Origin of the sequence: Pseudonocardia oroxyli, from assembly GCF_900102195.1 — a bacterium.
Classification (GTDB): Bacteria; Actinomycetota; Actinomycetes; order Mycobacteriales; family Pseudonocardiaceae; genus Pseudonocardia; species Pseudonocardia oroxyli.
This window is the reverse complement of record NZ_FNBE01000001.1, coordinates 124,841-149,493: the sequence shown is the minus strand read 5'-3', so window position 1 is coordinate 149,493 and position 24,653 is coordinate 124,841. Positions and strand designations below refer to the sequence as shown.

Here is a 24,653-nt window from a genome sequence, read left to right as displayed (position 1 = left end):
TCAGACGACCTCGTTGAGCTTCCCGGTGGCGACGTCGAACACGAAGCCGCGCACCGAGTCCTTCCGGGGGACGAACGGGTTGGCCCGGATGCGGGCGAGGGACTGCCGGACGTCCTCGTCCGCGTCGGGGAACGCCTCGGCCGCCCAGGCGGGCCGCAGGCCGGTGTCCTCGAGGATGGACGTCTTGAAGTCGTCGTCGGTGAAGGTCACCATGCCGCAGTCGGTGTGGTGGATGAGGATGATCTCCTCGGTGCCCAGCAGCCGCTGGCTGATGGCCAGCGAGCGGATCTCGTCCTCGGTGACGACGCCGCCCGCGTTGCGGATGACGTGCGCGTCCCCCTCCTGGAGGCCGAGGATGCGGTAGACGTCGAGCCGGGCGTCCATGCAGGCCACCACGGCGACCTTCCGGGCGGGCGGCAGGGGCAGCGGGCCGGAGAAGGACTCGGCGTAGCGGGCGTTGTTCGCGAGCAGGTCGTCCGTGACGGACATGGGTGTCTCCTGGCGTGGTCGAACGTGGTCGAACGAGGTCCTCGAAACGGGGATGCGTGTCGGGACGGCCGCGCAGACGCGGGATCGACGCAGGAAGGGGCGCGGCGGCTACGCGGCCGGGAGACAGAACTCGTCGAACTCGCACACGCGGCGGCTCGGCCAGAAGAACTGGAGCCGCATGCGCATCACGGCATCAGTGAACCGCACTCCGCCGTTCGGCGGCAAGCGTTCACCGCCGGCCCGCCCTTCCCCACTTAACGAACGTTTGATCTATAGTGACGGCACCCAGCCGGGACCGGACGGAGAGGCGCCGCGATGAAGCCGCGTGTAGGGGCCACCCTGGCCAGCACCACCGACCAGACCACGGTGATCGTGGTGCGGTGGGGAGCCGAGGATCTGGACGTGACCTGCGGCGGGGCGCCGATGGTGGACGCCAGGGGGCCTGAGGCCGGGACGTCTCACCCCGCCGATCCCGCGCAGCAGGCGGGCACGGTGATGGGCAAGCGGTACGCCTCGGAGGAGCACGGGGTGGAGCTGCTCTGCACGAAGCCGGGCAGCGGGACGCTCGCGATCGGCGGCGTCCCGGTGCCACTCAAGGACGCCAAGCCGCTCCCCGCCTCCGACTGAGCGGGCGGACCCGTGAACATCACCGTGCTGCTGGACATGGCCGCCGACGGGTTCGGCGACCGGGTCGTCGTCGGGACCCGGGAGGCGGGCCTGACGGCGCAGGCGCTGCGTGCCAGGGCGAGCGCGGGGGCCGCGCTGGTCGAGGCCGAGGGCGCGGACGCGATCCTCCACCTCGCGGTGAACACCCCCGCGTTCCCCGTCGCGCTGTTCGCCGCGGGCCTGGCGGGTGTGCCGCTGGTCCCGGTGAACTACCGGCTGGGCGCCGAGCAGCTCGACCACCTCGTCGGGAACCACCCGCGGGCGCTGGTCGTGGCGGACGAGCGGCAGCGGGCCGCGATCGAGCGCGCGGGCCTGACCGCGCGCACGCCGGAGGAGTTCCTGCAGCAGACGCGGACGCCCGCCCCCCACGCGGTCGAGCCGCGCGAGGTCGACCCCGACTCGGCCGCGGTCGTCATCTACACCAGCGGCACCACGAGCGCGCCGAAGGGCGTGGTGCTGACGCACGCCAACCTCGTGTCCTACGTGCTCGGCACGGTCGAGTACGGCGCCGCCGCCGAGGACGACGCGGCGCTGATGAGCGTGCCGCCCTACCACATCGCCGCCGTCTCCAACGCGCTCACGAACCTCTACGCGGGCCGCCGGGTGATCGTCCTGGAGGCGTTCACGCCGCAGGACTGGGTCGAGACGGTGCGGGACCAGGGCGTCACGAACGCGATGGTGGTCCCCACCATGCTCGCCCGGATCATGGACGAGCCGGGACTCGACCGGTCCGTCCCCTCGCTGCGGTCGTTGGCCTACGGCGGCGCCGCCATGCCGCGGCGGGTCGTGGAGCAGGCACTGCGCGAGTGGCCCGCGGTCGACTTCGTCAACGCCTACGGCCTCACCGAGACCAGCTCGACGATCACCGTGCTCGGCCCGGAGGACCACCGCGCCGGGGGTGAGCGGCTGTCCTCGGCGGGCCGGGCGGTGCCGGGCGTCGAGATCCAGGTCCGGGCCGACGACGACACCCCGCTGCCCGCGGGCACCTCCGGCCACGTCTGGGTCCGCGGGGAGCAGGTGTCCACGGCGTACGCGGGCGGCGGGTCCGGCTCCTCGCTCGACGCCGACGGCTGGTTCCACACCCGCGACCGCGGCAGGCTGGACGCGGAGGGCTACCTGTTCCTCGAGGGCCGGGTGGACGACACGATCATCCGCGGCGCGGAGAACATCGCCCCGGCCGAGATCGAGGACGTCCTGCAGCGCCACCCGGACGTGGCCGACGCCGTCGTCGTCGGGGTGCCGGACGAAGAGTGGGGCCAGCGGATCGAGGCGGTCGTGGTGCCGCGGCGCGGCGTCGACCTCGACGCGGAGGCGCTGGAGGCCCTGCGCGCCACCGTCCGCGGGTCGCTGCGCGGCGCGAAGACCCCCGACCGGATCGTCGCCTGGGCGGAGCTGCCGCGCACTCCGACGGGCAAGCTGGTGCGCCGGGACGTGGTCGCCGGGCTCGCGCGGTGACCGGGACCCGGGGCCTACGGCTGGCCGGGGCGCAGGGCGACGAAGAGGGCGTCGGCCTCCGCGCACAGCACGTCACCGGCGTGGATCGTGCCCCGCAGGTACCGCTTGCGGCCCTCCTCGCGGTCGAACCACCCGCGGACCTGCAGCTCCCGGTCGATCGGCGTGATCGAGCGGTAGTCCACCCGCAGGTAGGCCGTGCGGGCCGGGACGCGGTCGCCCGTGTTGGCGAGCCTGCCGAGCAGGTCGTCGAACACCAGCGGCAGGGCCCCACCGTGCACCGCGCCGTTGGCGCCCAGGTGGAAGCGGCCGAAGGTGACGTGGCCGCGAGAGCTCTGCTCGTCCCCGTCGGTCACCACCAGCGGCGGGACCAGGGCCTGGCCGCGGCCCGGCAGGTGGTGCAGGTGCCCGGCGAGCTGCTTCCGCTCGTCGACCTCGTACTCGCCCAGGCGGTCCGCCACGCTGCGCAGCGCCTCGGTCACCTCCGCCACCACCTCGGCGGGCGGCGCGGCGGCGGTGAGCCGGTCCTGCAGCTCACGCATGGTCTCGACCATCGCCAGGAAGCCCGCCGGCACCTCGGGTGGTGCGGCGTCCCGGTCCGCCCACAGCAGGCTGAGACCGGACTGCGCGTCGAGATCGGTGTCGGGAGTACTCACCGGTCGGTTCTACCCCGCCCGCCCCGACACCACGACATCCGGCCCGGACACGTCACAGTGGAGTGGGCCGCCGACCGAGACGACGCGGAACGTGACGACGCGGACCGTGACGACGCCGACCGAACCGAGGGGGACAACGGGTGAGCGCGCCGAACGACGTGGTGCTGGTCGAGGACCGGGGCGCGGTGCGGATCATCACGATGAACCGGCCCGCGGCCCGCAACGCGTTGAGCGGGGACCTGATCGTCGCGCTGTACGCGGCGTTGGTCGCGGCGGACGCGGCCGAGCCGGTGCGCGCCGTCGTGCTGACCGGGGCGGACCCGGCCTTCTGCGCGGGGGTCGACCTCAAGCAGGCCGCGGCCGAGGGTGAGGCCTACTTCCGCCGACACCGCGACAGCCCGGTGATCGAGCAGACCGGTCTGATGCGCACGCCGATCGTCGGCGCGGTCAACGGCGCCGCGTTCACCGGTGGCCTCGAGCTGGCGCTGGGCTGCGACTTCCTGGTCGCCTCCGAGCGGGCCGTGTTCGCCGACACCCACACCAGGGTCGGCGTGCGGCCCGGCGGCGGGATGACGGCGCGGCTGCCGTCCCTGGTGGGGATGGGCCGGGCCCGGCGGATGTCGCTGACCGGTGAGGTGCTCGACGCCGCCGAGGCCGCCCGGATCGGCCTGGTCACCGAGGTCGTGGCGCACGGGCGGTTGCTCGACCGGGCCGTCGAGCTGGCCACCGCGGCCGCCGAGCCGCCCGCGGACGTCGTGGCGGACGTCAAGCGGATGTACGTCGAGGGCTCGGGGGCGCCGGTGCTCGCGGCGCTCGCGACCGAGACCGCCATCGCCCGCTCCGGGCGGACGGACATGGCCGCGCTCGAGGAGCGGCGCCGGGCCGTGATGGCGCGCAACCGCGCTCAGCTCTGACTCACTTCTCCGTGACCAGGCAGAAGGGGTGGCCCGCGGGGTCGAGGAAGACCCGCCAGCCGGCGTCCGGCTGGATGTCGTGCTTGCGCGCACCCAGCCCCAGGACGAAGGCCTCGCCCTCGTCGAGGTCCGCGACCGCGAAGTCCAGGTGGACCTGCTGCGGGTGCTCGTCCCCGGGCCAGACGGGCGGGACGTGGCCCCGGGAGAGCTGGCACGCGATCGTGGCCGCCCCACCGGCGTCCAGCTCGACCCAGTCCGGCGGGTCCGTCTCCCCGGCCCCCGCATCGTCGTCCGGTCGGATCGGCCAGCCCGTCAGGGCGGAGTAGAAGCGGGCCAGGCCCACCGGATCGCGCGTGTCCAGGGCGGTGACGCTGAGGCGGACGACCATGCGCCGGACCCTACCGCTCCCGCCCGCCGATCTCGGCGATTTCGGAGGGTGACGGAAGGGCCACGGAATGTCCGAGAATGCGAGCGGAATCGCTCCTGGAATCCGTCGCATAACCGGTTACCGATTCGTTAACCTTCTCCGCGGCCGCTGAACGTCGGCGGCCCGGGGCCTACGGTCCGTATCCGGGGACAGGGTCCTGACGGCGGTGAAGAGGCGGGCACGATGAACACCGGTGACACCGCGTGGCTGCTCGCGTGTGCCGCGCTGGTCATGCTGATGACTCCGGGGCTCGCGTTCTTCTACGCCGGAATGGTGCGGGCGAAGAGCGTCCTGACCATGCTGATGATGAACGTGATCTGCCTGGTGGTGGTGGGTCTCGTCTGGGCGGTCGTCGGGTTCGACCTGGCGTTCGGCAGCGACGGGTTCCACGGGCTGATCGGCGGGGTGTCGGCCCCGGGCGCGCACTGGTCGGTGGGGGCGCTCGCGGGGTCGGGGGAGCACACCGTGCCCCTGCTCGCGTTCGCCATGTTCCAGCTGATGTTCGCGGTGATCACCCCGGCGCTGATCTCCGGCGCCGTCGCCGAGCGCACCCGGTTCTGGCCGTGGCTGGTGTTCGTCGCGCTCTGGAGCGTGCTGGTCTACGCACCGGTCGCGCACTGGGTCTTCGCCGTGGACGGCGTCGTCGCGCCGGACGCGATCGGCGGCTGGATCGCGAACCGGCTGCACGCCCTGGACTTCGCGGGCGGCACCGCCGTCCACATGAACGCCGGCGCCGCCGCGCTCGCCCTGGCGATCGTGCTCGGGCGGCGCACCGGGTGGCCGGAGGCCATCGCACGCCCGCACAACCTCCCGTTCACCGTGCTCGGCGCCGCGCTGCTGTGGTTCGGCTGGTACGGGTTCAACGCCGGGTCGGCGCTGTCGGCCAACGGGCTGGCGGCCATGGCCTTCGCCAACACCACGGTCGCGACGTGCGCGGCCGTGCTGGCCTGGCTGGTCGTCGAGCAGCTGCGGACCGGCAGCCCCACCACGCTGGGCGCGGCCTCCGGGGCCGTCGCGGGGCTGGTGGCCATCACCCCGGCCTGCGGGTACGTCGGGCTGTGGGGGGCCATCGCTATCGGGGTCGCCGCGGGGGTGATCTGCCCGCTCGCCTGCGCGCTGAAGTGGCGGCTGCGGCTGGACGACTCGCTGGACGTCGTGGCGATCCACCTCGTCGGTGGGCTGGTCGGCACGCTCCTGGTGGGGGTGTTCGCCACCAGCGCCGTCAACCCGGGGATCCCGACCGAGGGGCTGCTCTACGGCGGCGGCTGGACCCAGCTGGGCAGGCAGGCCGTCGCGGCGGGCGTCGTCGCCTGCTACTCGTTCGTCGTCACGCTCGTGCTCGGCTACCTGATCCGGGCGACCATCGGCTTCCGGGCGGGCCGGGAGGCCGAGCACGGCGGCCTGGACCTGTCCGAGCACGCCGAGACGGGCTACGACATCACGGCGGGCCGCGGCGGGACCGGGCCGGAGAGGACCCCGCCCGCGGGCCTACCGATGCCGCGCCGGGCACCTGAGCACCTCGACCGGCGTAGCGTCCCGGTGCCCCGGAACGAGCACCCGTAGGAGCGGGCCGGGATCAGCCGTCCGATCGTCGGCCCTAGAGTGGCGCCGGGGATCGGCGAGGCGGGGGGACGATGGCGGACGTGATCGGCGGGGCACCCCTGCTGCATGCACCCGGTACACCCGCCACCGGGCTCACGGCGGCCGAGGTCGCGGAGCGGGTGGCCGCGGGCCGCACGAACGCCGTCGACACCCGCACCAGCCGCAGCACCCTCGCGATCGTCCGGTCCAACGTGCTCACGCCCTTCAACGGGCTGCTGTTCGTGTTGTTCCTGGTCATCGTGGCCACCGGGCGGTGGCAGAACGGCCTGTTCGGGCTGGTCATCGTGGCGAACACGGCCATCGGGGTGATCCAGGAGGTGCGCGCCAAGCGCACCCTGGACAAGCTCGCCGTGCTCAACGCGCCGCACGCCCGCGTGGTCCGGGACGGGGCCCTGTCCGAGATCGACGTCGCGGACGTCGTGGCGGACGAGGTGATGGAGCTGCGCTCCGGCGACCAGGTGGCGGCGGACGGCGTGGTGACGACGTCGGCGGGGCTGGAGGTCGACGAGTCCCTGCTGACGGGCGAGTCGGACCCGATCCACAAGGAACCGGGGGACGAGGTCCGCTCCGGCTCCATCGTCGTCGCGGGCCGGGGGCGGTTCCGGGCCACCGCGATCGGCGCGGACGCCTACGCCACCCGGCTCACCGCCGAGGCGAAGAAGTTCACCAAGGTCGGGTCCGAGCTGGTCGGCGGCACCAACACGCTCCTGCGCTACATCTCGCTGATGATGCTGGTGGTGGCCCCGCTGCTGGTGTGGAGCCAGTTCCGCACCCCGGACACCCACCAGTGGCAGGACGCGGTCACGGGCACCGTCGCCGCGCTCGTCGGCATGGTTCCCGAGGGGCTGGTCCTGCTGACCAGCCTCGCCTTCATGCTCGGCGCGGTCACCCTGGCCCGGCGCCAGACCCTGGTGCAGGAGCTGCCCGCGGTGGAGGGCCTCGCGCGGGTGGACGTGGTGTGCCTGGACAAGACGGGCACGCTGACCCACGGCGACATCGTGTTCGACCGGCTCGTGATGCCCGCCGGTGCGGACGCGCTGGACGACGCGGAGGTCCGCGAGGCGCTCGTGCTCAGCGCGTCCGGACCGGACTCGAACGCCACCGCGCAGGCCCTGGGCTCGGTCTTCTCCGGCGGCGTCTGGGAACGCACCGGCGGGGTGCCGTTCTCCTCGGCCCGCAAGTGGTCGGCGGTCGTCGCGGGGGAGCACGGCACCTGGGTGCTGGGTGCACCCGAGATGGTGTTCCCGGGGCCGGCCGCGGACCCGCTGCTGCTCCAGGCCGGGGAGATCGCCGAGGAAGGCCGCCGGGTGCTGGTGCTGGCCTCGTGCGAGGCCGGCCCGGTCGAGGACTGCCTGCCCGAGGACCTGGAGCCGCGCGCGCTCGTCGTGCTGGCCGAGCGGGTCCGCGAGGACGCCGCGGACACCTTGGCCTACTTCGCCGAGCAGGGGGTGTCCCTGCGGGTCATCTCCGGGGACAACCCGCGCACGGTCGGCGCGGTGGCCACCGCCGTCGGACTGCCGGGGATCACCCACGCCCACGAGGCCGTCGACGCCCGGACGCTGCCGGAGGACCCCGACGAGCTCGGCGCGGTCCTCGACGAGAAGGTCGTCTTCGGCCGGGTCACCCCGCAGCAGAAGCGCGCGATCGTGGGGGCGCTGCAGCAGCGCGGCCACGTCGTCGCCATGACCGGCGACGGGGTGAACGACGCGATGGCCCTCAAGGACGCGGACATCGGCGTCGCGATGGGCAACGGCGCCGCCGCGACCCGGGCGGTGGCCCAGCTCGTGCTGCTCGACGGCAAGTTCGCCCACCTGCCGGACGTCGTGGCCGAGGGCCGCCGGGTGATCGCGAACATCGAGCGGGCCGCGAACCTGTTCCTGGTCAAGAACGTGTACTCGCTGCTCATCGCGCTCGTCGTGATCTTCACGGCCGCGGCGTACCCGCTCGCGCCGATCCAGCTCTCGCTGATCTCGGCGCTCACGATCGGCATCCCGGGCTTCGTGCTGGCGCTGGCCCCGAACCGCCGCCGCTACGTCCCCGGCTTCCTGCGTCGCGTGCTGCGGCTCGCGATCCCGGTCGGGGTCTTGATCGGCGCCGCCGCCTACGCGGGCGACCGGACCATCCGGTGGCTGCAGCCCGCGGGCGGACTGACCGCGAGCCAGACCGTCGCGACGGTCACGGTCCTCACGGCGTCGCTGTGGGCGCTGACGCTGTTCGCGCGGCCCTTCAACGCCTGGAAGCTCGCGCTGGTCGGCGGGCTGGCGGGGGTCGCCGCGATCATCCTGGCGGTCCCCGCGCTCGGTGGGGGGATCTTCCTGCTCGACGTCACCCTCGAGCGGCTCGGTGTCGCGCTCGCGCTGGGGCTGGCGGCCGGCGTGCTGATCGAGCTCGTGGGACGCGTGATGCGCCGCCGGGAGACCGCGTAGCGCCGTCCGCCCACCGGACCCCGCCGCGCGGACGTGACCACTCTCACGTCAGGTGATCCTCACCTTCGGGAGGGCTCAGCGGCGCCCGACCACGGCGGAACGATGCCGCGCCGGTGCGCCGGGCGGCACCCGGTGGCCGACCCGGAGCGCGCTGAGCGGATCACGCTGTCCTCGGGGCCGCACCGGGCGTCACGCAGCGCTTTCGGCGCCGCGCCTCGACGCCTTTGCCACGCCCTCCTGTGGCGCTCTCGGCGCCATTCCCGGGCTCCGATGTCGAGCACTCACCTGGGACATCGTGGAATTTTCGGTCCACTCCGGATTATCTGAGGGGCTGACCGAGAGCTCTCAGATACGGTCGATTGTGCATTCTCCGCCGCAATGCGGAAGCGCCGGATCGATGGTGTCCGGGAGTGGTTGCGCGACTGTGTCACAGCACACGTCGTCGCAGGTGAGGCACGTACGGTGGTGGACCGACCACACGCTGAGAGAATGTCCGAATTGACGCCACGTAGGTGATCCATTGCCCAGCGTCGCCATTGCGGTCGGTCCGGGTCGAAGCGCGGAATCGTTCGCGCGCGCGCCCGCTGCAGCTGTGTTTGAATCCGCAAGGGGCGGCCGGATCCGCGGGCGCCGCCATTCGTCTGGAGGCGATGTGATCGGCGAACGGCCGGTGCCGGAGGGTGACAGCGGGTGATGGGTCAGCAGGAGAGCGTCCGCTCGCCGGGGCGGGCGGAGGCGGCGCCGTCATCGTCGTCTTCTTCGTCATCGTCGTCGGAGGAGACGGTGCCGCGCATCGGCGAACGACTGCACGTCCTGGCGGCGGGGGCGGAGCGGGTCGTCGAGGTCGTAGCGCGGACGCGGGCGCTGCGCCCCACCGAGGTGCACGCCCTGGTGGCGATCGCCGGCGCCGAGCGCATGGGGGCGCCCGCGACACCGGGCGACCTCGCGCAGACCCTGCGGCTGACCACGGGGGCGATCACGGGTCTGGTCGACCGGCTGGTGCGCTCCGGGCACGTGCAGCGCGAGCCCGACTCGGCGGACCGGCGGCGGGTCCGGCTGCTGTGCGAGGAGTCCGGGCACGCGGTGGCGGGAGAGCTGTTGCGTACGCTCGCGGACCGGGCCAGTGCGGTCCTGCTGGGGTTGTCGGTGGAGGAGCGCCACGTGGTGGACCGGTTCCTCGCCGAGGTCGGGTTCTCGACGTCCGCCTTCCTGCACGCGCAGGACAGTAGGGTCCGCTGAGGACCCGGTCCGACTGATCCGACGGAGGACGCATGCCCCGCACGCCGCTCACGATCGACGCGCCCGAAGGCGCCTGCTCGGCCACCCTGCACACCCCCGACGGGGACGGGCCCTGGCCGGGCGTGGTGATGTTCGTGGACGCGGGCGGGGTGCGGGACACCTTCCTGGCGATGGCGGACCACCTCGCGAGCCTCGGGTACGCGGTGCTGCTGCCGGACGTCTACTACCGGCACGGCGGCTTCGCGCCCTTCGACATGGACACCGTCTTCGCCGACCCCGAGGAGCGGGCCCGGCTGATGGGCATGGTCAAGAGCCTGACCTCGGACTTCGTCGCCGCGGACGCCGCGGCCTACGCGCAGGCGCTGCTCGCGCGGCCCGAGGTGGCCGGGCCTGCGGTCGGCACCACCGGGTACTGCATGGGCGGCAAGGCCTCGCTCACCGCGGCCGGTGCGCTCGGCGCGACGGTCGGGGCGGCGGCGTCCTTCCACGGCGGCGGGCTCGCGGTCGCGGACGACCCCGGCAGCCCGCACCATCGGGCGGGCGGCATCGCCGCCGCGGTCTACGTGGCCGGGGCGAAGGACGACGGTTCCTTCGGCCCCGAGCAGTTCGCGCTGCTCGACGAGACGCTGACGGACGCGGGCGTCCGGCACACCATCGAGACCTACCCCGCCGCGCACGGCTTCGCGGTCCCGGACAACCCCACGCACGACCAGGAGTCCGAGGACCGGCACTGGGCGGCCCTGGTCGACCTGTACCGCGCCGCCCTCTGACACCCGTGAGTGGCGATGGTCGCTCTGGCGACCATCGCCACTCACGACGGGATCAGCGCAGGTCGGCGGCGGGGAAGGGGCGGCGGTCGTCGAGCCGCAGGGACAGCGCCCCCGCCGCCCGCCAGGCACGGGCGGTCAGGTCCCGGTCCTCCTCGGTGACGAGGTTGCCCATGACCCGCAGCGCGACGCGCATCAACCCGGTCCACCGCATCCCGACCGGGCCCGCGGCCCGCAGCAGGTTCGGCACGGTGAGCAGGCCCGCCAGCCGCCGCGCGATCGAGAACGCGCTGCCGTAGTGCCCGCGCAGGGTGGCGGGCCACGCGCGGGCGAGGTCCTTCTCGGCGACCGCCAGCTCGGCGACCAGCCGCCCGGTCTCCAGGCCGTAGTCGATGCCCTCGCCGTTGAGCGGGTTGACGCAGCCCGCCGCGTCACCGATCAGCGCCCAGTTCGGCCCGGCGACCCCGGACACGGCCCCACCCATCGGGAGCAGCGCGGACCGCACCAGCCGGACGTCGCCGTCGAGCCCCCAGTCCTCGCGGCGCAGGTTCGTGTAGTGCTGGATCAACGACCGGAGCTGCACGTTCGCGGGTCGCTTCTCGGTGGCCAGCGTGCCGACGCCGATGTTCACCTCGCCGGTGTGCAGCGGGAACACCCAGCCGTAGCCCGCCAGGACCTCGTTCGCGGTGCCCCGCAGCTCCAGGTGCGAGGAGATCCACGGGTCGTCGTGGCGGGCGGAGCGGATGTACCCGCGGGCCGCCACGCCGTACGCGGTGTCCTGGTGCCACTCCCGACCCAGCACCCGGCCCAGGGTCGAGCGCACCCCGTCGGCGACCACCACGCGCTGGCAGGCCACGGTCTGGCCGTCCGCGAACGTCACGCCGGAGATCCGCTCCCCGTCGCGCTCGACGTCCACGGCCTTGCCGACGACGCCGACCGCGCCCGCCTCGAGGGCGACCTCCCGGATGCGGGCGTCGAGCTCGGTGCGCGCGACCGCGCTGCCCTCCGACGGCAGTGACCCGCCCGGCCACAGGAGCTCCAGCGTCCGGCCGAACCCGGCGGCCCGCAGGCCGCGGTTGGCGCCGTGCCCGCGCACCCACGGACCGAGGCCGAGCCGGTCGAGCTCGGCGATCGCGCGCGGGGTCAGGCCGTCGCCGCAGGTCTTGTCCCGGGGGAAGGCCGCGGCGTCCGCGAGGACGGTGTCGATGCCCTGGCGGGCGGCCCAGGCGGCGGCCGCCGACCCGGCCGGGCCCGCGCCGATCACGAGCAGGTCGGTGGAGCCCGGGAGCGTCATGCCTCCAGTGTGACTCGTCGTGCGAGGAGCGCGCGCAGGGCCCGGACGCCGAGCAGCGGGCCCGGCAGCAGGGCCACCGCCGCCAGCCGCCAGTCGGTGAGCGCCGCCGCGGCGGCGACCGTCGGGATGGCCGCGCTGGTGAGCAGGAAGCCCAAGGCGGTCTGGGTCGTCAGCGCGGTGCCGACGTAGCGGTGGTCCACGACGTCCGACAACGCGGCGGTGAACAGGGCGGAGTCCGCGATCACGGCGGCCCCCCAGAGCAGCACGAACCCGACGACGGCCGCGGGCGCCCCGTCCGCCACCACCGGCGCCAGCAGACAGCAGGTCCCGGACACGGCGAGGGCGGCGAGCGCGACCGGCACCGGCCCGACCCGGTCGGCCGCGCGGCCTGCGACCACGCAGCCCGCCGCGCCCGCCACCCCGGCCGCGGCGAAGGCGACGAGGTGCGCGGACTCCGCCGGGACCGTCGTCGCGGCGGCGAGGTAGGTCGGCAGCCAGGTCCAGAAGGCGTAGAGCTCCCACATGTGTCCGAGGTAGCCGAGCACGACCAGCCGGGCGGTGCGGTCGTGCAGCAGCGCGAGCGCGTACCGCGGGTTCGGCGGGGGCGAGGGGGCGTGGCCCGGCCCCGGCCGGACCGCGACCGCGGCGATCACCGCCGCCAGGGCTCCGGCGGCCGCGGCACCCAGCAGCACCCCGCGCCACGGGAGGGCGAGGCCGCCGAGCAGGTGGGGGAGGGCGGAGCCGAGCGTCAGGGCGGCGAGGAGCAGGCCGAGGTCCCGGCCCCGGGTGGAGGGGCCCGACCAGGACGTCGTCAGCTTCATGCCGACCGGGTAGACGCCGGCGAGGAACAGCCCGGTCAGGGCGCGGAGCACCAGCGCGGGTCCCGCGGAGTCGACGAGGGTGAGCAGCGCGGTGCAGGCCGCCGCGCCGAGGGCCGAGCAGGCCACCAGACGGTGGGGCGGGAGGCGGTCGGCCAGGGTGAGCACGGCCGACCCGACGGCCCCCGCCACGAATCCGAGCTGCACCGCGACCGTCAGGAGGACGGCGCCGACGGCCCATTCCCGCTGGAGCGCGGGCGCCACCGCCGAGGCGGAGAACCACACGGCCAGGCCCAGCACCTGGACGAGCGCGATCGCCGCCCGGGGGCGGAGCTGCGCCGCGCACCGATGCCGCCCCATGGCGGCGGAGAGTAGCGCCTCGGTGACGCTGGGTATGAGGCCAGGTGCGACGCTAGGTGCGCCGCAGCTGGGCGGAGGTCCAGACGAAGATCCCGACACAGCCCAGCGCGACGACCGCGAACACGATCGCGGGGACCAACGCCCCGTCCAGGATGAACACCACCACGACCAGCACACAGAGCAGGAAGGCGAGCACCGAGATCCCCCGGTGCAGCTTCAAGGCGCTCTGCCCGTCGTGCGAGCCGGAGCCGGAGGTGGGGCCGCCGAAGCCCCACACCCGCCGGCCCCGGACCTCGGTAGCCCTGGTCCGGGCCTCGCGCGGGTCGTCACCGGAGACGGTCATGGGACTCCTCACCTCGTCGGCTGGGAGTCCCATGGTTCCGTGTCGGTCAGCGTCCGTCCACAGCAGTCACCCGAGGACGACGTTGGTCGCGAAGGTCCGGTCCGGGTCGACGGTCGCCGCGATCGTCCGCAGCCGGGCGCGGTCGGCCGCCGACCACAGGCTGCCGACGCGGTCGGGGGAGGCCTGGCCCAGGAAGTTGACCAGCCCGCCCGCGGCGGCCCAGGGGCGCAGCGCCTCGACCAGCGCCGCACTCGCGGCGGGGACGAGATGGGGCTGCGGGCCGGCGAGGACGCCCACGGTGAACACCCCGAACGCGGCATCGCGGCCGGAGACCGCGTTCGGCACCTCGGGACGGCGGGCGATCGCTCCGCCCAGCAGCCGGATCTCGATCATCGCCAGGGGCGAGTCCACCGCGTGCGCGAGCACCGTGTCCGCGGTCTCGGCGGTGAGCTCGGCGAGCGCGCAGCCCCGGTCCCAGCCGGGCATCGGATCGGTCGGGTCCATGTGGACGGCGTCGATCGCCGCGTACGGCAGGTCGGCGACCGTGTCCATCAGGGGCTCGGCGACGGCACGCATCGGGGCGAGCAGGTCGGCACCGCCGGCGCCGAGGTGGGTGAACCGCTGCGCGACCACCGAGCGGCCGCGCAGCGGCTCCGGGAGCCGCGGGTCCGGCGGCAGGTTCAGCAGCGCGACCGAGGTGGTCGTCTCCTCGGGCAGCGTCGGCGCCCAGGCACGCCAGGCGTGCAGCACGGCGCCCGCGGCCTCGCCCGGGAAGATCACGGCGCCGCCGAAGAACCCGGCGACCGGGACCAGGTCGAACTCCAGCTCGGTGACGATCCCGAAGTTGCCCTTGCCGCCGCGGACCGCCCAGAACAGGTCGCCGTCCTCGCCGGTGGCGTTCTCGTCGATGTCGCGGACCCGGCCGTCGGCGGTGACGATCGTGAACCGGCGCACGTGGTCCGCGGCGAAGCCGTAGCGGCGCGCCATCGGGCCCAGCCCGCCGCCGGTCGTGTAGCCGACCACCCCGACGTGGGACGACGAGCCGTTCAACGGGGCCAGCCCGTGCGGCGCGGCGGCCTCGATCACCGCACTCCACCGCACGCCCGCCCCGACGGTCGCGCGCCGGTTGAGCGGGTCGATCGAGACCCGGTCCATCCGACGGGTGCTGACCAGCACGGTGTCGAACAGCTCCTCGGTCAGCCCGTGGCCGGTGGCCTGCACGGCGACCCGTTTGCCGGTCGCGCGGGCGTACCGCACGGCGGCGGCGACGTCCGCGCTGCTCGTGGCGCCGACGACGAGCGCGGCGGCGGGGCGGTGCGCGACGTTGAAGCCGGCGACCTCCTCCGCGTACCCGGCGTCGCCGGGCGCGAAGACGGGTCCCTGCACCGCGAGGAGCAGGCTGTCGGTGGGGTACACGGCGGTCATGGGTCTCTCCCTGGTCCGGGGCCGCGGGGGCGGCCGTTCGCTGGGAGAAGCGTCCCGCCGAGGGCGGGTCGCGAACGACCGCGCCACCGGGTGAGTGGGGGTGTGGCCAGCCTCCCGCCCGCCGGTCGTGGTGACGCCGGGGGCGGCGGGGGGTGCTGGGGCTGCTGACGCTTGGGACGCCCAAGCGTCGCTCAGTGGTGCTTGGGACGCCCAAGCGTCACCGGGCCGCCGATGCCGCTGACGCTTGGGACGCCCAAGCGTCGCTCAGTGGTGCTTGGGACGCCCAAGCGTCGCCGGGCCGCCGATGCCGCTGATGCTTGGGACGCCCAAGCGTCGCTCAGCGGTGCTTGGGCGTCCCAAGCGTCAGGCCCCTGCGTCAGGCCCCTGCGTCAGGGCCACGCGTCACGGCCCCGCGTCAGCTCGGGAGCAGGACCTCGACCAGGCCGCGGGCCCACTCCGGTGTACCGGGGGTCTCGGTGAAGATCGCGCGGTAGTAGATCGCGCCCAACAGCACCTCGGCCGCCCGCGCGACGGTCGGGGGCCTGCCGCCCCGGGCCCGCTCGCGGTCGAGGAGCGCGGCGAGCTGCTCCTCCCGGTCCCCACGGCACGCGCAGGCCCCGCTCTCGCCCGCGCCGACCGCGGCGCGCATGAGCATCAGCACGTCCGGGTCCGAGACGTCCGTCGCCACGTCCGCCGCCCAGCGCTCCAGGTCCGCGCGCAGCGACCCGGTGTCCGGCACCACGACCTCTCCGGTGAACCTGCTGGTCGCGACGTCCGCGAGCAGGTCCCCGACCGACCCCCACCGCCGGTAGAGGGTGGTCGGGTGCACGCCGGCGCGCGCGGCGACGACCGGGAGGGTCAGGTCCGCCTGTTCGGCGAGCAGCTCCGCGACGGCCCGGTGCACCGCGGCCCGCTTCTGCGCCGACCGGCCGCCGGGGCGCGTTCCCTGCTGTGTTCCCGCCGGTGCGCTCATGAGACGAGTATGGCACTAACGCAACGATCATTGCGAGCGTGGTAGCGTCCTCTCCGTTAACGCACGGATCATTGCGAATGGGACAGCCATGACTGCAGCTACGACGTCTCCGTCCTCGGGGATCCGCTCCCGCGCCCTGTTCTTCACGGCGGTGGGCGCCATCGTGATGCTCTTCCTGGCGGCGTCCAGCGCGCCCTCCCCGCTGTACGTGGTCTACCAGCAGATGTGGCACTTCACGCCGACCGTGCTGACGGTCGTGTTCGCGATCTACGTGGCGGGCCTGCTCGGCTCGCTGCTGGTGGTGGGCGGGTTGTCCGACCACGTCGGGCGGCGGCCGGTCCTGTTCGGCGCGATCCTGCTGGAGAGCGTCGCGCTGGTGCTGTTCCTGCTGGCGGGCGACGTGCTGGTGCTGTCCACGGCCCGGTTCCTGCAGGGCATCGCCACGGGGGCCGCGATCTCCACGCTCGGCGCCGCCCTGGTGGACCTCGAGGCGCCGCACGCCCGCGGCCGGGCCGGGGTCGTCAACTCGGTGGCCCCCACGGCGGGTCTCGCGCTGGGGGCGCTCGGCACCGGCGCCCTCGTGCAGTTCGGGCCGTCGCCCACCCGGTTCGTCTACGCGCTGCTGCTGGCCGGGATGGGGGTGGCCGCGATCCTCGTCGCGCTGATGCCCGAGACGTCCGAGCGGCGGCCGGGGGCGGTCGCGTCGCTGCGACCGGTGGTCGGCGTGCCCGCCCGGCTGCGCGCGGACGTCGCACCGGTGGTCCCGGTGATGCTCGCCAGCTGGATGCTCGGTGGCCTGTACCTCTCGCTCGGCCCGTCGCTGGCCGCGCAGATCTTCGGGATGTCCAGCCATCTGATCGGCGGCGTGGTCGTGACGTTGCTGTGCGGTACCGGCGCGGTGACCGCGTTCGTGCTGCGGCGGACGTCCGCGGTGCGGCTGCTCGGCCCGGCGGCGGCGCTGCTGGGCGGCGGCACGCTCGTGACGCTGGTCGGGATCTGGAGCGGGCAGGTCGCGCTCGGCGTGCTCGGGACGCTCGTCGCGGGCGTCGGGTTCGGGGCGGCGGCGCTCGCGACCTTCGGCACGTTCGCCCGCATCGCCGCGCCCCACGAGCGGGGCGCCCTCTTCGCCGTCGCGTTCGTGCTGTCCTACCTGGCCTTCTCGCTCCCCGCGGTGGCGGCGGGGTTCGCGAGCACGGCCTTCGGGCTGCGGATCACGGCCGAGGTCTACGCGGTGGTGATCGTGGCGGTCACCGCCCTCGCCCTGGTCCTGCGCACGGTCCAGTCCCGCCGCACAGCCCCCGCCTCCGCCTGAAGACCCTCCCGACGAACGGCGCGTCGGCTCACACCTCGTGAGCCGACGCGCCGTTCGTGCGTCGGTGGCAGTGCGTCAGTGGCAGTGCTTCGCCGCCGTCGGGGGGACGTCGAGGGCGGGGTTGCGGTCGAAGAAGCCCGCGGGCTTGAGGACGAAACCGGTGTAGTCCACCGGCATGACCGGCCAGTCCTCCGGGCGCGGGAAGTGGGTCAGGCCGAACGTGTGCCAGACGACGATGTCCTCCCCGTCGACCGAACGGTCCGCCTGCACCCACGCGGGCAGCCCCGCCCCGCCGGGGTTCTGGTTCACCAGGTCACCGGCCGGATAGCGCTGCTCCGGCGTGTACCGCGTGACCCACAGCGCCTTCGTCGCGAAGGCCGCCCGGCCCGCGATGGAGGAGTCGGCGTCGGCGAGCAGGGTCGGCTGGCCCGTCGGGTGCAACACGTACCCGACCTCGTGACCCAGCGCGTTCGTCTTATCCGGGTTGACGATGTGCCAGACGCGCGCGCGGGCGGCGTCGGCGTCCCGCTGGGCGTCGGACTCCCGGCTCAGGCGGGTGACCGAGCGGCGGAAGGCGTTGCCGTACCGGTTCCCCTCGCCCATCGGGACCCGTCGCGCCTCGACCTCCTCGACGGCGTTGCGCGGGCCGTCGACGGTCATGTCCAGCCGTGCGGAGAACAGGTGCTGGTGAAACGGCGCCCCGAGGCCCGGTGCGATCTCCGTGGCGTACTCGCCGGGCGTGCCGCTGGTGAACACGATGCCGGTGGCCTTGCACTCGAGTTCGATCGTGCCGTCGAGGTAGAGGTACCAGTAGAAGCCGTAGTCGTAGTTGCCGATCGGGGTGAAGAAGCTGATCACGAGCCTGCGCTGGCGGCGGGTCTCGCGGGAGCCGGTGAACATGTCCGAGTGCTTCCAGAGGACGCCGTAGTCCTCCTCGTGCATGCAGATCGCGTTCGGGATCACCCGCGGGTTGCCGAGGTCGTCGGCGACGACGGCGTCGGTGTAGAGGATGTCGCCGAGGCAGTCGCAGCCCAGCTGCAGCGAGTCGGCGTAGCGGGCGAACATGTACTCGCCGCAGTCGAAGTAGTTCTGCCAGAAGCGCACCGGGGCCGGGTCGGCGTACGGCACCACCATCTCGGCGACGGACGCGCGATAGCAGATGGGCCGGGAGTCGAACGCGATCTGGTGCAGGGTCAGGCCCTCGCGCTCGTTGAAGCCGATGCGCAGGTCCCACCTGCCCCACCGCACGCGGCCGTCCTCCACGGTGAAGGACCGGCCCTCGGGCTGGGTGATCTCGATCGGCTTGAGGTCCAGCGGCGGGCCCTGGACGGCCGGGTCGTCGAAGTTCCCGGTGGTGGCGGGCACGGGCACCACGCCGGTGTCGATCACCCGGTCGACGCGGCGCGCCGTCAGGTCGACGTAGGCCACGAGCCCGTCGATCGGGTGCGCCCAGGGGTGGTCCTGCTCGTGGTCCTGGTGGAACCCGAAGGCGCGGACGATCCGCCTGCCCACCTCGTCGGGGTAGTCGTAGACGCCCGCGGACAGCGGCACCGCGCGGACCGCGGCCGGGTCCAGGCCGCGGCTCTGCAGCGCCGCGAGCCAGTCCGGGGCGCCGTTCAGGATGTCCTCGATCATCTCGAACTCGGTGTCGATGATCGGGGGCTGGCCGTCGACGGCCGGTTCGATCTCCCGGCGGGAGACGACGGCGGTGGTCGAGGCCACGACGTCCCACGACCGGCCCGTCGCGATGTCCAGCAGGATCACCCGGAACCGGCGTTCGGTCGCCGACCATCCCGAGCCCGCGAGGACGTCTGCCTTCGGCGGCTCCTCGGGCGTGAAGAACGTGTAGCGCACGGTCTCGGTGAGCAGGCCCTCGTCCAGGAGGACCCGCCGGACCGCGGCGACCTCCTCCGCGGAGGTCATGGCGAGGGCGTGCGTGCGGTTCTCGAGCGTCGTCATGTCTCTCCTCAGGCGGCGACGGGGGCGGTGGCGGGCTTGCGGCTCCAGAGCGCCCCGACCGCGAAGGCCAGCACCAGGACGGCGCCGATCCCCGCGGCCAGCGCCGGCGAGCCGCCGATCAGGGTCGGGAAGTTGGAGACGGTCAGCCAGAGGCAGGCGAGCAGGCCCGCCAGGCCGAGGGCGGGGGCGATCAGGGTGTTCCAGGGGCGGGTGTCCGGGCGGTCGCGGCGGAAGAACACCAGCACGGCGGCGCAGGTCAGCGCCATGAGCGCGAGCACCCCGAGCGTCGCGGTGCCCGCCATCCAGGCGAAGACCTGCGCCACCGGGTCCATCCCGGCGAGGGCGAAGACCGCGAGGAGGATCAGCGCGATGCCGGACTGGGTCAGCGACGCGACGTGCGGCGAGCCGTGTCGGGGGTGGCTGCGGCCGCACGCGGCGGGCACCGAGCGGGCGTTGCCGAGGGCGAACCAGTAGCGGGCCAGGACGTTGTGGAAGGACAGGATCGCCGCGAACAGGCTGGTCATCAGCAGCACCTGGGCGATGTCCCCGCCGACCGGCCCCAGGATGGTCGTGATCGTCGTGACGATCATGTTCCCCGGGTCGGCGCCCGCGGCCTCGACGGCGGCGTCGTCTCCCCAGGCGGACACCACGGCCCACGCGGAGAGGGTGTAGAACACCCCGATCACGAGGAGGGCGGTGTAGGTCGCCCGCGGGATCGTGCGCTCGGGGTCCCGGGCCTCGTCGCGGAACACCGCGGTGGCCTCGAACCCGATGAAGCTCGCGATCGCGAACATGATCGCGATGCCCAGCGAGCCGGAGACGAACTGCGACGGCTGCAGGAACGCGGTCGAGAGGGTCTCGCCGCGCGCCACGACGACGGCGTCGAACACCAGCACGATGGCCACCTCGGCGACGAGCAGGACCCCGAGGACCTTGCCGGACAGCTCGATGTGCCGGTACCCGAGCACGCCGACGATCCCGAGCACCACGACCGACCACAGCCACCACGGCAGCGCGGGGCCGCCCCAGTGCTGCACCAGGCCGTCGATCACCGCGCCGATGTAGCCGAACACGGCGAGCTGGACGGCGGTGTAGGTGACGAGCGCCAGGAACGCGGCGCCGAGACCGGGGGCGCGCCCGAGGCCGCGCGCGACGTAGGAGTAGAACGCGCCGGCGTTCGGGACGTGCCTGCTCATCGCGCAGAACCCGACCGCGAACAGCAGCAGGACGGCCATGCACAGGGCGAAGGTCGTGGGGAAGGCCGCGCCGTTGCCCGCGGCGAGGCCGAGCGGGACGGTGCCGGCGATGACGGTCAGCGGCGCGGCGGCCGCGACGACCATGAAGACGATGGATCCGACACCGAGACGTCCGGTGAGTGTGCGCGTGCCTGTGCTCATCAAGGCTCCAGGGGAGTGGCGGATGCGCAGGACCGTGCCCGCGGCGCCCGGGCCAGGCAACCGCCGTTCCCCTGTGCTGCGAATCACCGCCCCCGCCGTTCCCGGGCTGCGGGAATCGGCGGACGCGAATTCTCATTCGACCCGTCGCGGCAGGTCACGGCGACGCGATCACCGGCTAACGTGCGCGGGCCAGGATCAGGAGGTGGCCATGTTGCGGGACCGCTCGCCGGTGCACGGTCTCGAGCGCAGGCGGCTCGGCGCCGTGGACGTGCTCGCCGCGTCGGTGTCCGGCGCCGCGCCGAGCGCCGCGATGGCCGCCGTCCCCGTGATCGTCGCGGCGTCCGCCGCGGGGGCCACGCTGTGGTCGTTCGTGGTCGCGACGGTGCTGGCACTGCTGATCGCCGGGTGCATCGCGCGCTTCACCCGGCGGATGGCCGCGCCCGGCGGGCTCTACGCGTTGACCGCCAAGGGCCTGGCGCCCGGTGCCGCGCTGGCCTGCGGGATCGCGCTGTTGACGGGGTACGGGCTGCTCGCCGCGGCGGCGTTGGCCGGGGTCTCGGCCTACGTCGACGCCCTGCTCGGGCGGCTGGGCCTGACCGACGGCCGGTGGGTGCCGTTCGGGGTCGCCGTGCTGGTCGGCGGGGTGGTGGCGCTGTTGGCGCTGCGCGGGGTGCGGCTGGCGGCCCGCGTGGTGTTGCTGGTCGAGTCCGTGGCGATCACCGTGCTCGTGGTGGTGTTCGCGCTGCTGCTGGTCGGCGGGCCCATCCCGGGGCCGGGGTCCGGGGTGGCGTCGCCGGGACTCGGCGGGGTCGCCGCGGGGGTGCTGCCCGCCCTGGCGGCGTTCATCGGCTTCGAGATCGCCACGACCCTCGGCGCGGAGGCCCGGCGCCCCTTCCGGACGGTCCCCCGCGCGGTCGGGATCACCGCCGCGGTCGCCGGCGTGCTGTACCTGTTCGCAGCGCACGTGCAGGTCGTCGGGTTCGCCGACACCCCGGGCGGGCTGGCGGGGGAGGCCGAGCCGGTGCTCGTGCTCGCGACCGCCCGCGGCTGGGCCTGGGTGCCCGTCGTGCTCGACCTCGGGCTCATCATGTCCTTCCTCGCCTGCGCCCTCGCGACGACCACGGCGCTGGTCCGGGTCCTGTTCTCGCTGTCCCGGGACGGGGTCGGGCCCGCCGCGCTCGGTCGCACGCACCGGCGGTTCCGCACCCCCCACGTCGCGCTCGCCGTGGCGATGCCGGTGGTGGTGGCCGCGCTCGCCGTGCCCGTGGCGCTCGGCGTCCCGCTCGGCGCGGTGCTCGTGACCCTCCTGACGCTCGCCACCTCCGGCTTCCTCGTGGCCTACCTGCTGGTCTGCGTCGCGGCCCCGGTGTTCCTGCACCGGATCGGCGAGCTGACCTGGACGGCCGTCGCCGCCACGGCGGTGATCGCGCCGATCCTCGTCGTGGTGCTGGTGGCGTTCGTGGCCCAGCGCCCGATCCTGGTGGCCGTCCTGGGTGTGATCGTGGTGCTCGGCGTCGGCTGGTGGGCGTGGCTGCGGTGGCGCCGTCCCGCCGCGCTCGGCGGCATCGGCGTGTACGACGAGACCGTGGCGGCGGACGTCGTCGGCGGGCGGATCGGCGCGACCGAGCCGCGGGCCCGCCCGTGACCGGCCCCGCGCCGCTGTCCGGTCGCCAGCCGAAGGCGGTCCGCAGCGCGCTCGCGGTGCTCGAGGAGGTCGTCGCGGCCGGGCCGGGCGTGACCGCCAAGGAGATCTCGGCGGCCCTCAAGCTGCCCCAGGCCACCACGTACCGGCTGCTCAACCTCCTGGTCGCCGAGGAGTACCTGGTCCGGCTGCCCGACCTCAAGGGGTTCGAGCTCGGTCGGCGCGCGGCCCGCCTCGCCGTCCCCGTGGTGACGGCGCCGCCGACGGCCGCCCGCGCCGTCGTCGAGCACCTGCGTGGGCTGGTCCGGTGGGGCGTGCACCTGGCGTCGTTCCGGACCGGGCAGGTGGTGATCGTCGACCCGGATCCGGACCACCCGCCGAGCGACGGCGCCCTGCTGGCCCGGTATCCGCAGGTCAGCGCGTTGGGACGGCTGCTGCTCGCCGAGCAGCCGGACTGGCACGCCCTGGTCCGGGAGGAACGGGCCTTCACCGCGCACACGACGCGGGCGGCCGACCTCGACCTGGCGGCGGTGGCCGCGGCGGGCCTCGCCCGCCAGTGCGGCGAGCTGCGCGCGGACCGCGGGTGCCTCGCCGTGCCCGTCCGGGCGCCGTCCGACGGCACGTTGGCCGCGGGGCTCGCGATCGCGGGGCCGCCGCACCGGATCGCCGAACCCAACGACGAGATCGTCGCCCTCCTGCGGGACCACGCCGACCGGCTGGCCCCGCTGCTGGCCTGAGCCCTGCCCCGTTTCCTGACAGCACTGTTATATTAGCGCTGTGACATCTTCCGACCCCACCTGTGAGAGCTGGCTCGTCCCGCTCAAGGCGCTGCTCGCGGACATGGACGCCGCGATCGGCGAGGTCTACGCCCGGCGGGGGATCACCGGGGTGCGGCCGCGGTTCTCGATGGCGCTCATCCGCCTGCACCACCGGGGCCCGCTGTCGGTGAAGGAGCTGGCCGGGCAGGTCGACGTCACGCACTCGGCGATGAGCCAGACCGTCGCCGCGATGCGGCGGGAGGGGCTCGTCGAGTCCGCGCCGGGGCCGGACGCCCGCACCCGGCTCGTCGCTCTGACCCCGCGCGGCGCGGGGCTGGTGCCGTTCCTGGAGGCGGAGTGGCGGGCGACCGAGGCCGCCGTCGCGCAGCTGGACGGGGAGCTCCCGTACCGGGTCACGCAGGTGATCGAGGACATGGCCGCGGCGCTGGCCGCACGGCCCTTCGCGGACCGGATCGAGGCGCACCTGCCGGATGCGGACCAGTGAGGGCGGCCGTCGACCTCCGTCCGCTGCGCGGGTCCGCCGACTTCCGACGGCTGTGGCTCACCGGGGCCGCCTCGCAGATCAGCACCCAGATCGCCGTGGTGGCCGTGCTCGTGCGGGTGTGGGAGCTCACCGGGAGCAGCGTGTGGGTGGGCGCGATCGGGTTGGGCACCGGCGTGGCGACCGGTGTGGCGGGGCTCCTGGGCGGTGCGCTCGCCGACCGGGTGGACCGGCGCACGCTCGTCCTCGGCACGCGGACGGGCTCCGCGGTGGCCGCGGCGCTGCTCGCGCTCCAGGCCGCGGCGGGCGTCGAGTCGGTGGGGCTACTCCTGGGGCTGGTCACGGCCCAGACCGCCTGCGCCGCCCTCGGGTCGTCGGCCCGGCGCACGTTCGTGCCCCGGCTGCTGCCCCGCGACCAGGTCGGGGCGGGTCTGGCACTGGACCACCTGGCGTTCCAGATCGCCATGCTGGGCGGGCCTGCGCTGGGCGGGATCCTCGTGGCGGGGTGGGGTGCGCAGGGCGCGTTCGCCGTCGATGCGGCGGTCACCGTCGCCGCGCTCTACGGCGTGGCCCGGCTGCCCCGCATGCGTCCGGAGGTCGACGGCTCCCCGCGGTCCCTGCTCGCCGGCTTCGGCGTCGCGATGCGCACCCCGGTGTTGCGCGGGGCGTTGCTGGTCGACCTGGCGCAGACCCTCCTCGCGATGCCGATCGCCCTCTTCCCGGCGATCAACGCTGCCCGGTTCGACGGCGACCCGCGCACGCTGGGGTTCCTGCTCTCGGCGATCGCCGTCGGCGGGATGGTCGCGGGGTCGCTGTCCGGTCCGGTCGCCCGGGCGGCTCGACCGGGCGGCCTCTCGGTGGTGGCCGCGGCCGTCTGGGGTGCGGCGCTGGCCGGGTTCGGGCTGGTCGACGGCCTGTGGCCGACCTTGGCGTGCCTGGCCGTCGCCGGGGCGGCCGACACGGTCTCGGTGATCGCCCGCGGCACCCTGGTCCAGCTCGCGACCCCCGACGGTGTGCGGGGGCGCGTCACCTCGGTGGAGTACGTGGTCGGAGCGGGCGGCCCGGGTGTCGGGAACGCCCGCGCCGGGTTCGTGGCCGGGTTCGCCGGTCCGGAGGTCGCGGCGCTGACCGGGGGAGCGGCCTGCGTGGTGGCCGTCGCACTGACGGCGGTCACGCACCCCGCGCTCTGGAACTGGCGGTCCTGACCGCCGACATCGTTCGTTCGGACCTGT

Annotated in this window: 22 protein-coding genes; 12 read left to right on the top strand and 10 right to left on the bottom strand. The window is 74.3% G+C overall.

What is annotated here, in order from left to right; genetic code table 11:
• Positions 1-489 (bottom strand): beta-class carbonic anhydrase, encoded by a 489-nt coding sequence (locus BLS43_RS00710; RefSeq protein WP_093074947.1) that lies wholly within the window; start codon positions 487-489, stop codon positions 1-3.
• Between the two features lie 315 nt (positions 490-804).
• Between BLS43_RS00710 and BLS43_RS00705 the strand changes: the two genes are divergently transcribed.
• Both BLS43_RS00705 and BLS43_RS00700 read left to right on the top strand, forming a co-directional pair.
• Positions 805-1,116, top strand: a complete 312-nt coding sequence (locus BLS43_RS00705) for a hypothetical protein (protein WP_093074944.1) — start codon at positions 805-807, stop codon at positions 1,114-1,116.
• 12 nt (positions 1,117-1,128) lie between these two features.
• Positions 1,129-2,610, top strand: a complete 1,482-nt coding sequence (locus tag BLS43_RS00700; protein ID WP_093074941.1) for a class I adenylate-forming enzyme family protein — start codon at positions 1,129-1,131, stop codon at positions 2,608-2,610.
• 14 nt (positions 2,611-2,624) lie between these two features.
• Here the strand turns inward: BLS43_RS00700 and BLS43_RS00695 are convergent, their stop codons facing one another.
• The gene (locus tag BLS43_RS00695; protein ID WP_218129660.1) at positions 2,625-3,263 is read right to left on the bottom strand and encodes a PaaI family thioesterase; all 639 of its coding nucleotides are present in this window, start codon (positions 3,261-3,263) and stop codon (positions 2,625-2,627) included.
• Positions 3,264-3,403: 140 nt separating this feature from the next.
• Here BLS43_RS00695 and BLS43_RS00690 point away from each other — a divergent pair, with 140 nt between their 5' ends.
• The gene (locus BLS43_RS00690; protein WP_093074938.1) at positions 3,404-4,177 is read left to right on the top strand and encodes an enoyl-CoA hydratase; all 774 of its coding nucleotides are present in this window, start codon (positions 3,404-3,406) and stop codon (positions 4,175-4,177) included.
• A gap of 1 nt (position 4,178) precedes the next feature.
• On the opposite strand, the gene BLS43_RS00685 is transcribed toward BLS43_RS00690, so the two are convergent.
• Positions 4,179-4,565 carry a VOC family protein gene (locus tag BLS43_RS00685; RefSeq protein ID WP_093074935.1) on the bottom strand — a complete coding sequence of 129 codons (387 nt, stop codon included), beginning with the start codon at positions 4,563-4,565 and terminating at the stop codon, positions 4,179-4,181.
• A 222-nt stretch (positions 4,566-4,787) separates the two neighbouring features.
• Between BLS43_RS00685 and BLS43_RS00680 the strand changes: the two genes are divergently transcribed.
• The 4 genes from BLS43_RS00680 to BLS43_RS00665 all read left to right on the top strand — a co-directional run bounded on the left by BLS43_RS00680 (position 4,788) and on the right by BLS43_RS00665 (position 10,641).
• Positions 4,788-6,167 carry an ammonium transporter gene (locus BLS43_RS00680; protein ID WP_093074932.1) on the top strand — a complete coding sequence of 460 codons (1,380 nt, stop codon included), beginning with the start codon at positions 4,788-4,790 and terminating at the stop codon, positions 6,165-6,167.
• 71 nt (positions 6,168-6,238) lie between these two features.
• Positions 6,239-8,632: an HAD-IC family P-type ATPase gene (locus BLS43_RS00675; protein WP_093074929.1), complete on the top strand. Its 2,394-nt coding sequence runs from the start codon at positions 6,239-6,241 to the stop codon at positions 8,630-8,632.
• A gap of 783 nt (positions 8,633-9,415) precedes the next feature.
• Entirely contained in the window at positions 9,416-9,871 is a 456-nt protein-coding gene (locus BLS43_RS00670; protein WP_176921113.1) for a MarR family winged helix-turn-helix transcriptional regulator, read from the top strand.
• Between the two features lie 32 nt (positions 9,872-9,903).
• Positions 9,904-10,641: a dienelactone hydrolase family protein gene (locus BLS43_RS00665; RefSeq protein ID WP_093074923.1), complete on the top strand. Its 738-nt coding sequence runs from the start codon at positions 9,904-9,906 to the stop codon at positions 10,639-10,641.
• 52 nt (positions 10,642-10,693) lie between these two features.
• On the opposite strand, the gene BLS43_RS00660 is transcribed toward BLS43_RS00665, so the two are convergent.
• The 5 genes from BLS43_RS00660 to BLS43_RS00640 all read right to left on the bottom strand — a co-directional run bounded on the left by BLS43_RS00660 (position 10,694) and on the right by BLS43_RS00640 (position 15,851).
• Positions 10,694-11,932: a geranylgeranyl reductase family protein gene (locus tag BLS43_RS00660; RefSeq protein ID WP_093074920.1), complete on the bottom strand. Its 1,239-nt coding sequence runs from the start codon at positions 11,930-11,932 to the stop codon at positions 10,694-10,696.
• On the bottom strand, positions 11,929-13,110 hold the full coding sequence (locus tag BLS43_RS00655; RefSeq protein ID WP_093074917.1) for an MFS transporter: 1,182 nt from the start codon (positions 13,108-13,110) through the stop codon (positions 11,929-11,931). The genes BLS43_RS00660 and BLS43_RS00655 overlap by 4 nt, the downstream gene beginning before the upstream one ends.
• Before the next feature lie 52 nt (positions 13,111-13,162).
• Entirely contained in the window at positions 13,163-13,453 is a 291-nt protein-coding gene (locus BLS43_RS00650) for a hypothetical protein (RefSeq protein ID WP_093074914.1), read from the bottom strand.
• A 66-nt stretch (positions 13,454-13,519) separates the two neighbouring features.
• Positions 13,520-14,878 (bottom strand): FAD-binding oxidoreductase, encoded by a 1,359-nt coding sequence (locus tag BLS43_RS00645; RefSeq protein ID WP_093074911.1) that lies wholly within the window; start codon positions 14,876-14,878, stop codon positions 13,520-13,522.
• A gap of 415 nt (positions 14,879-15,293) precedes the next feature.
• Entirely contained in the window at positions 15,294-15,851 is a 558-nt protein-coding gene (locus tag BLS43_RS00640) for a TetR-like C-terminal domain-containing protein (RefSeq protein WP_093074908.1), read from the bottom strand.
• Positions 15,852-15,939: 88 nt separating this feature from the next.
• On the opposite strand from BLS43_RS00640, the gene BLS43_RS00635 reads away from it, so the two are divergent.
• Positions 15,940-17,163, top strand: coding sequence for an MFS transporter (locus tag BLS43_RS00635; protein ID WP_093074905.1), 1,224 nt, complete (start codon positions 15,940-15,942; stop codon positions 17,161-17,163).
• A gap of 75 nt (positions 17,164-17,238) precedes the next feature.
• Here the strand turns inward: BLS43_RS00635 and BLS43_RS00630 are convergent, their stop codons facing one another.
• Together BLS43_RS00630 and BLS43_RS00625 are read right to left on the bottom strand one after the other, a co-directional pair.
• Positions 17,239-19,122, bottom strand: a complete 1,884-nt coding sequence (locus tag BLS43_RS00630) for a primary-amine oxidase (RefSeq protein ID WP_093074902.1) — start codon at positions 19,120-19,122, stop codon at positions 17,239-17,241.
• A gap of 8 nt (positions 19,123-19,130) precedes the next feature.
• Positions 19,131-20,519: an APC family permease gene (locus tag BLS43_RS00625; protein ID WP_093074899.1), complete on the bottom strand. Its 1,389-nt coding sequence runs from the start codon at positions 20,517-20,519 to the stop codon at positions 19,131-19,133.
• Between the two features lie 208 nt (positions 20,520-20,727).
• On the opposite strand from BLS43_RS00625, the gene BLS43_RS00620 reads away from it, so the two are divergent.
• From BLS43_RS00620 to BLS43_RS00605, 4 genes are read left to right on the top strand one after another with little or no spacing between them, the layout of a single operon-like run.
• On the top strand, positions 20,728-22,164 hold the full coding sequence (locus BLS43_RS00620; RefSeq protein WP_093076009.1) for an APC family permease: 1,437 nt from the start codon (positions 20,728-20,730) through the stop codon (positions 22,162-22,164).
• Positions 22,161-22,898: an IclR family transcriptional regulator gene (locus BLS43_RS00615; protein ID WP_093074896.1), complete on the top strand. Its 738-nt coding sequence runs from the start codon at positions 22,161-22,163 to the stop codon at positions 22,896-22,898. Before BLS43_RS00620 ends, BLS43_RS00615 begins: the two co-directional genes overlap by 4 nt.
• A gap of 40 nt (positions 22,899-22,938) precedes the next feature.
• A complete protein-coding gene (locus BLS43_RS00610) occupies positions 22,939-23,424 on the top strand; it encodes a MarR family winged helix-turn-helix transcriptional regulator (protein WP_245707221.1) in 486 nt (161 codons plus the stop codon).
• Positions 23,421-24,626: an MFS transporter gene (locus tag BLS43_RS00605; protein ID WP_093074893.1), complete on the top strand. Its 1,206-nt coding sequence runs from the start codon at positions 23,421-23,423 to the stop codon at positions 24,624-24,626. Before BLS43_RS00610 ends, BLS43_RS00605 begins: the two co-directional genes overlap by 4 nt.
• Positions 24,627-24,653: the final 27 nt, after the last annotated feature.

What these genes read in the sequence shown, in the direction of transcription:
- BLS43_RS00710 (WP_093074947.1), bottom strand. Translation starts at nt 489, where the DNA reads ATGTCCGTCACGGACGACCTGCTCGCGAACAACGCCCGCTACGCCGAG.
- BLS43_RS00705 (WP_093074944.1), top strand. Translation starts at nt 805, where the DNA reads ATGAAGCCGCGTGTAGGGGCCACCCTGGCCAGCACCACCGACCAGACC.
- BLS43_RS00685 (WP_093074935.1), bottom strand. Translation starts at nt 4,565, where the DNA reads ATGGTCGTCCGCCTCAGCGTCACCGCCCTGGACACGCGCGATCCGGTG.
- BLS43_RS00680 (WP_093074932.1), top strand. Translation starts at nt 4,788, where the DNA reads ATGAACACCGGTGACACCGCGTGGCTGCTCGCGTGTGCCGCGCTGGTC.
- BLS43_RS00675 (WP_093074929.1), top strand. Translation starts at nt 6,239, where the DNA reads ATGGCGGACGTGATCGGCGGGGCACCCCTGCTGCATGCACCCGGTACA.
- BLS43_RS00665 (WP_093074923.1), top strand. Translation starts at nt 9,904, where the DNA reads ATGCCCCGCACGCCGCTCACGATCGACGCGCCCGAAGGCGCCTGCTCG.
- BLS43_RS00660 (WP_093074920.1), bottom strand. Translation starts at nt 11,932, where the DNA reads ATGACGCTCCCGGGCTCCACCGACCTGCTCGTGATCGGCGCGGGCCCG.
- BLS43_RS00655 (WP_093074917.1), bottom strand. Translation starts at nt 13,110, where the DNA reads ATGGGGCGGCATCGGTGCGCGGCGCAGCTCCGCCCCCGGGCGGCGATC.
- BLS43_RS00650 (WP_093074914.1), bottom strand. Translation starts at nt 13,453, where the DNA reads ATGACCGTCTCCGGTGACGACCCGCGCGAGGCCCGGACCAGGGCTACC.
- BLS43_RS00645 (WP_093074911.1), bottom strand. Translation starts at nt 14,878, where the DNA reads ATGACCGCCGTGTACCCCACCGACAGCCTGCTCCTCGCGGTGCAGGGA.
- BLS43_RS00640 (WP_093074908.1), bottom strand. Translation starts at nt 15,851, where the DNA reads ATGAGCGCACCGGCGGGAACACAGCAGGGAACGCGCCCCGGCGGCCGG.
- BLS43_RS00635 (WP_093074905.1), top strand. Translation starts at nt 15,940, where the DNA reads ATGACTGCAGCTACGACGTCTCCGTCCTCGGGGATCCGCTCCCGCGCC.
- BLS43_RS00630 (WP_093074902.1), bottom strand. Translation starts at nt 19,122, where the DNA reads ATGACGACGCTCGAGAACCGCACGCACGCCCTCGCCATGACCTCCGCG.
- BLS43_RS00625 (WP_093074899.1), bottom strand. Translation starts at nt 20,519, where the DNA reads ATGAGCACAGGCACGCGCACACTCACCGGACGTCTCGGTGTCGGATCC.
- BLS43_RS00620 (WP_093076009.1), top strand. Translation starts at nt 20,728, where the DNA reads ATGTTGCGGGACCGCTCGCCGGTGCACGGTCTCGAGCGCAGGCGGCTC.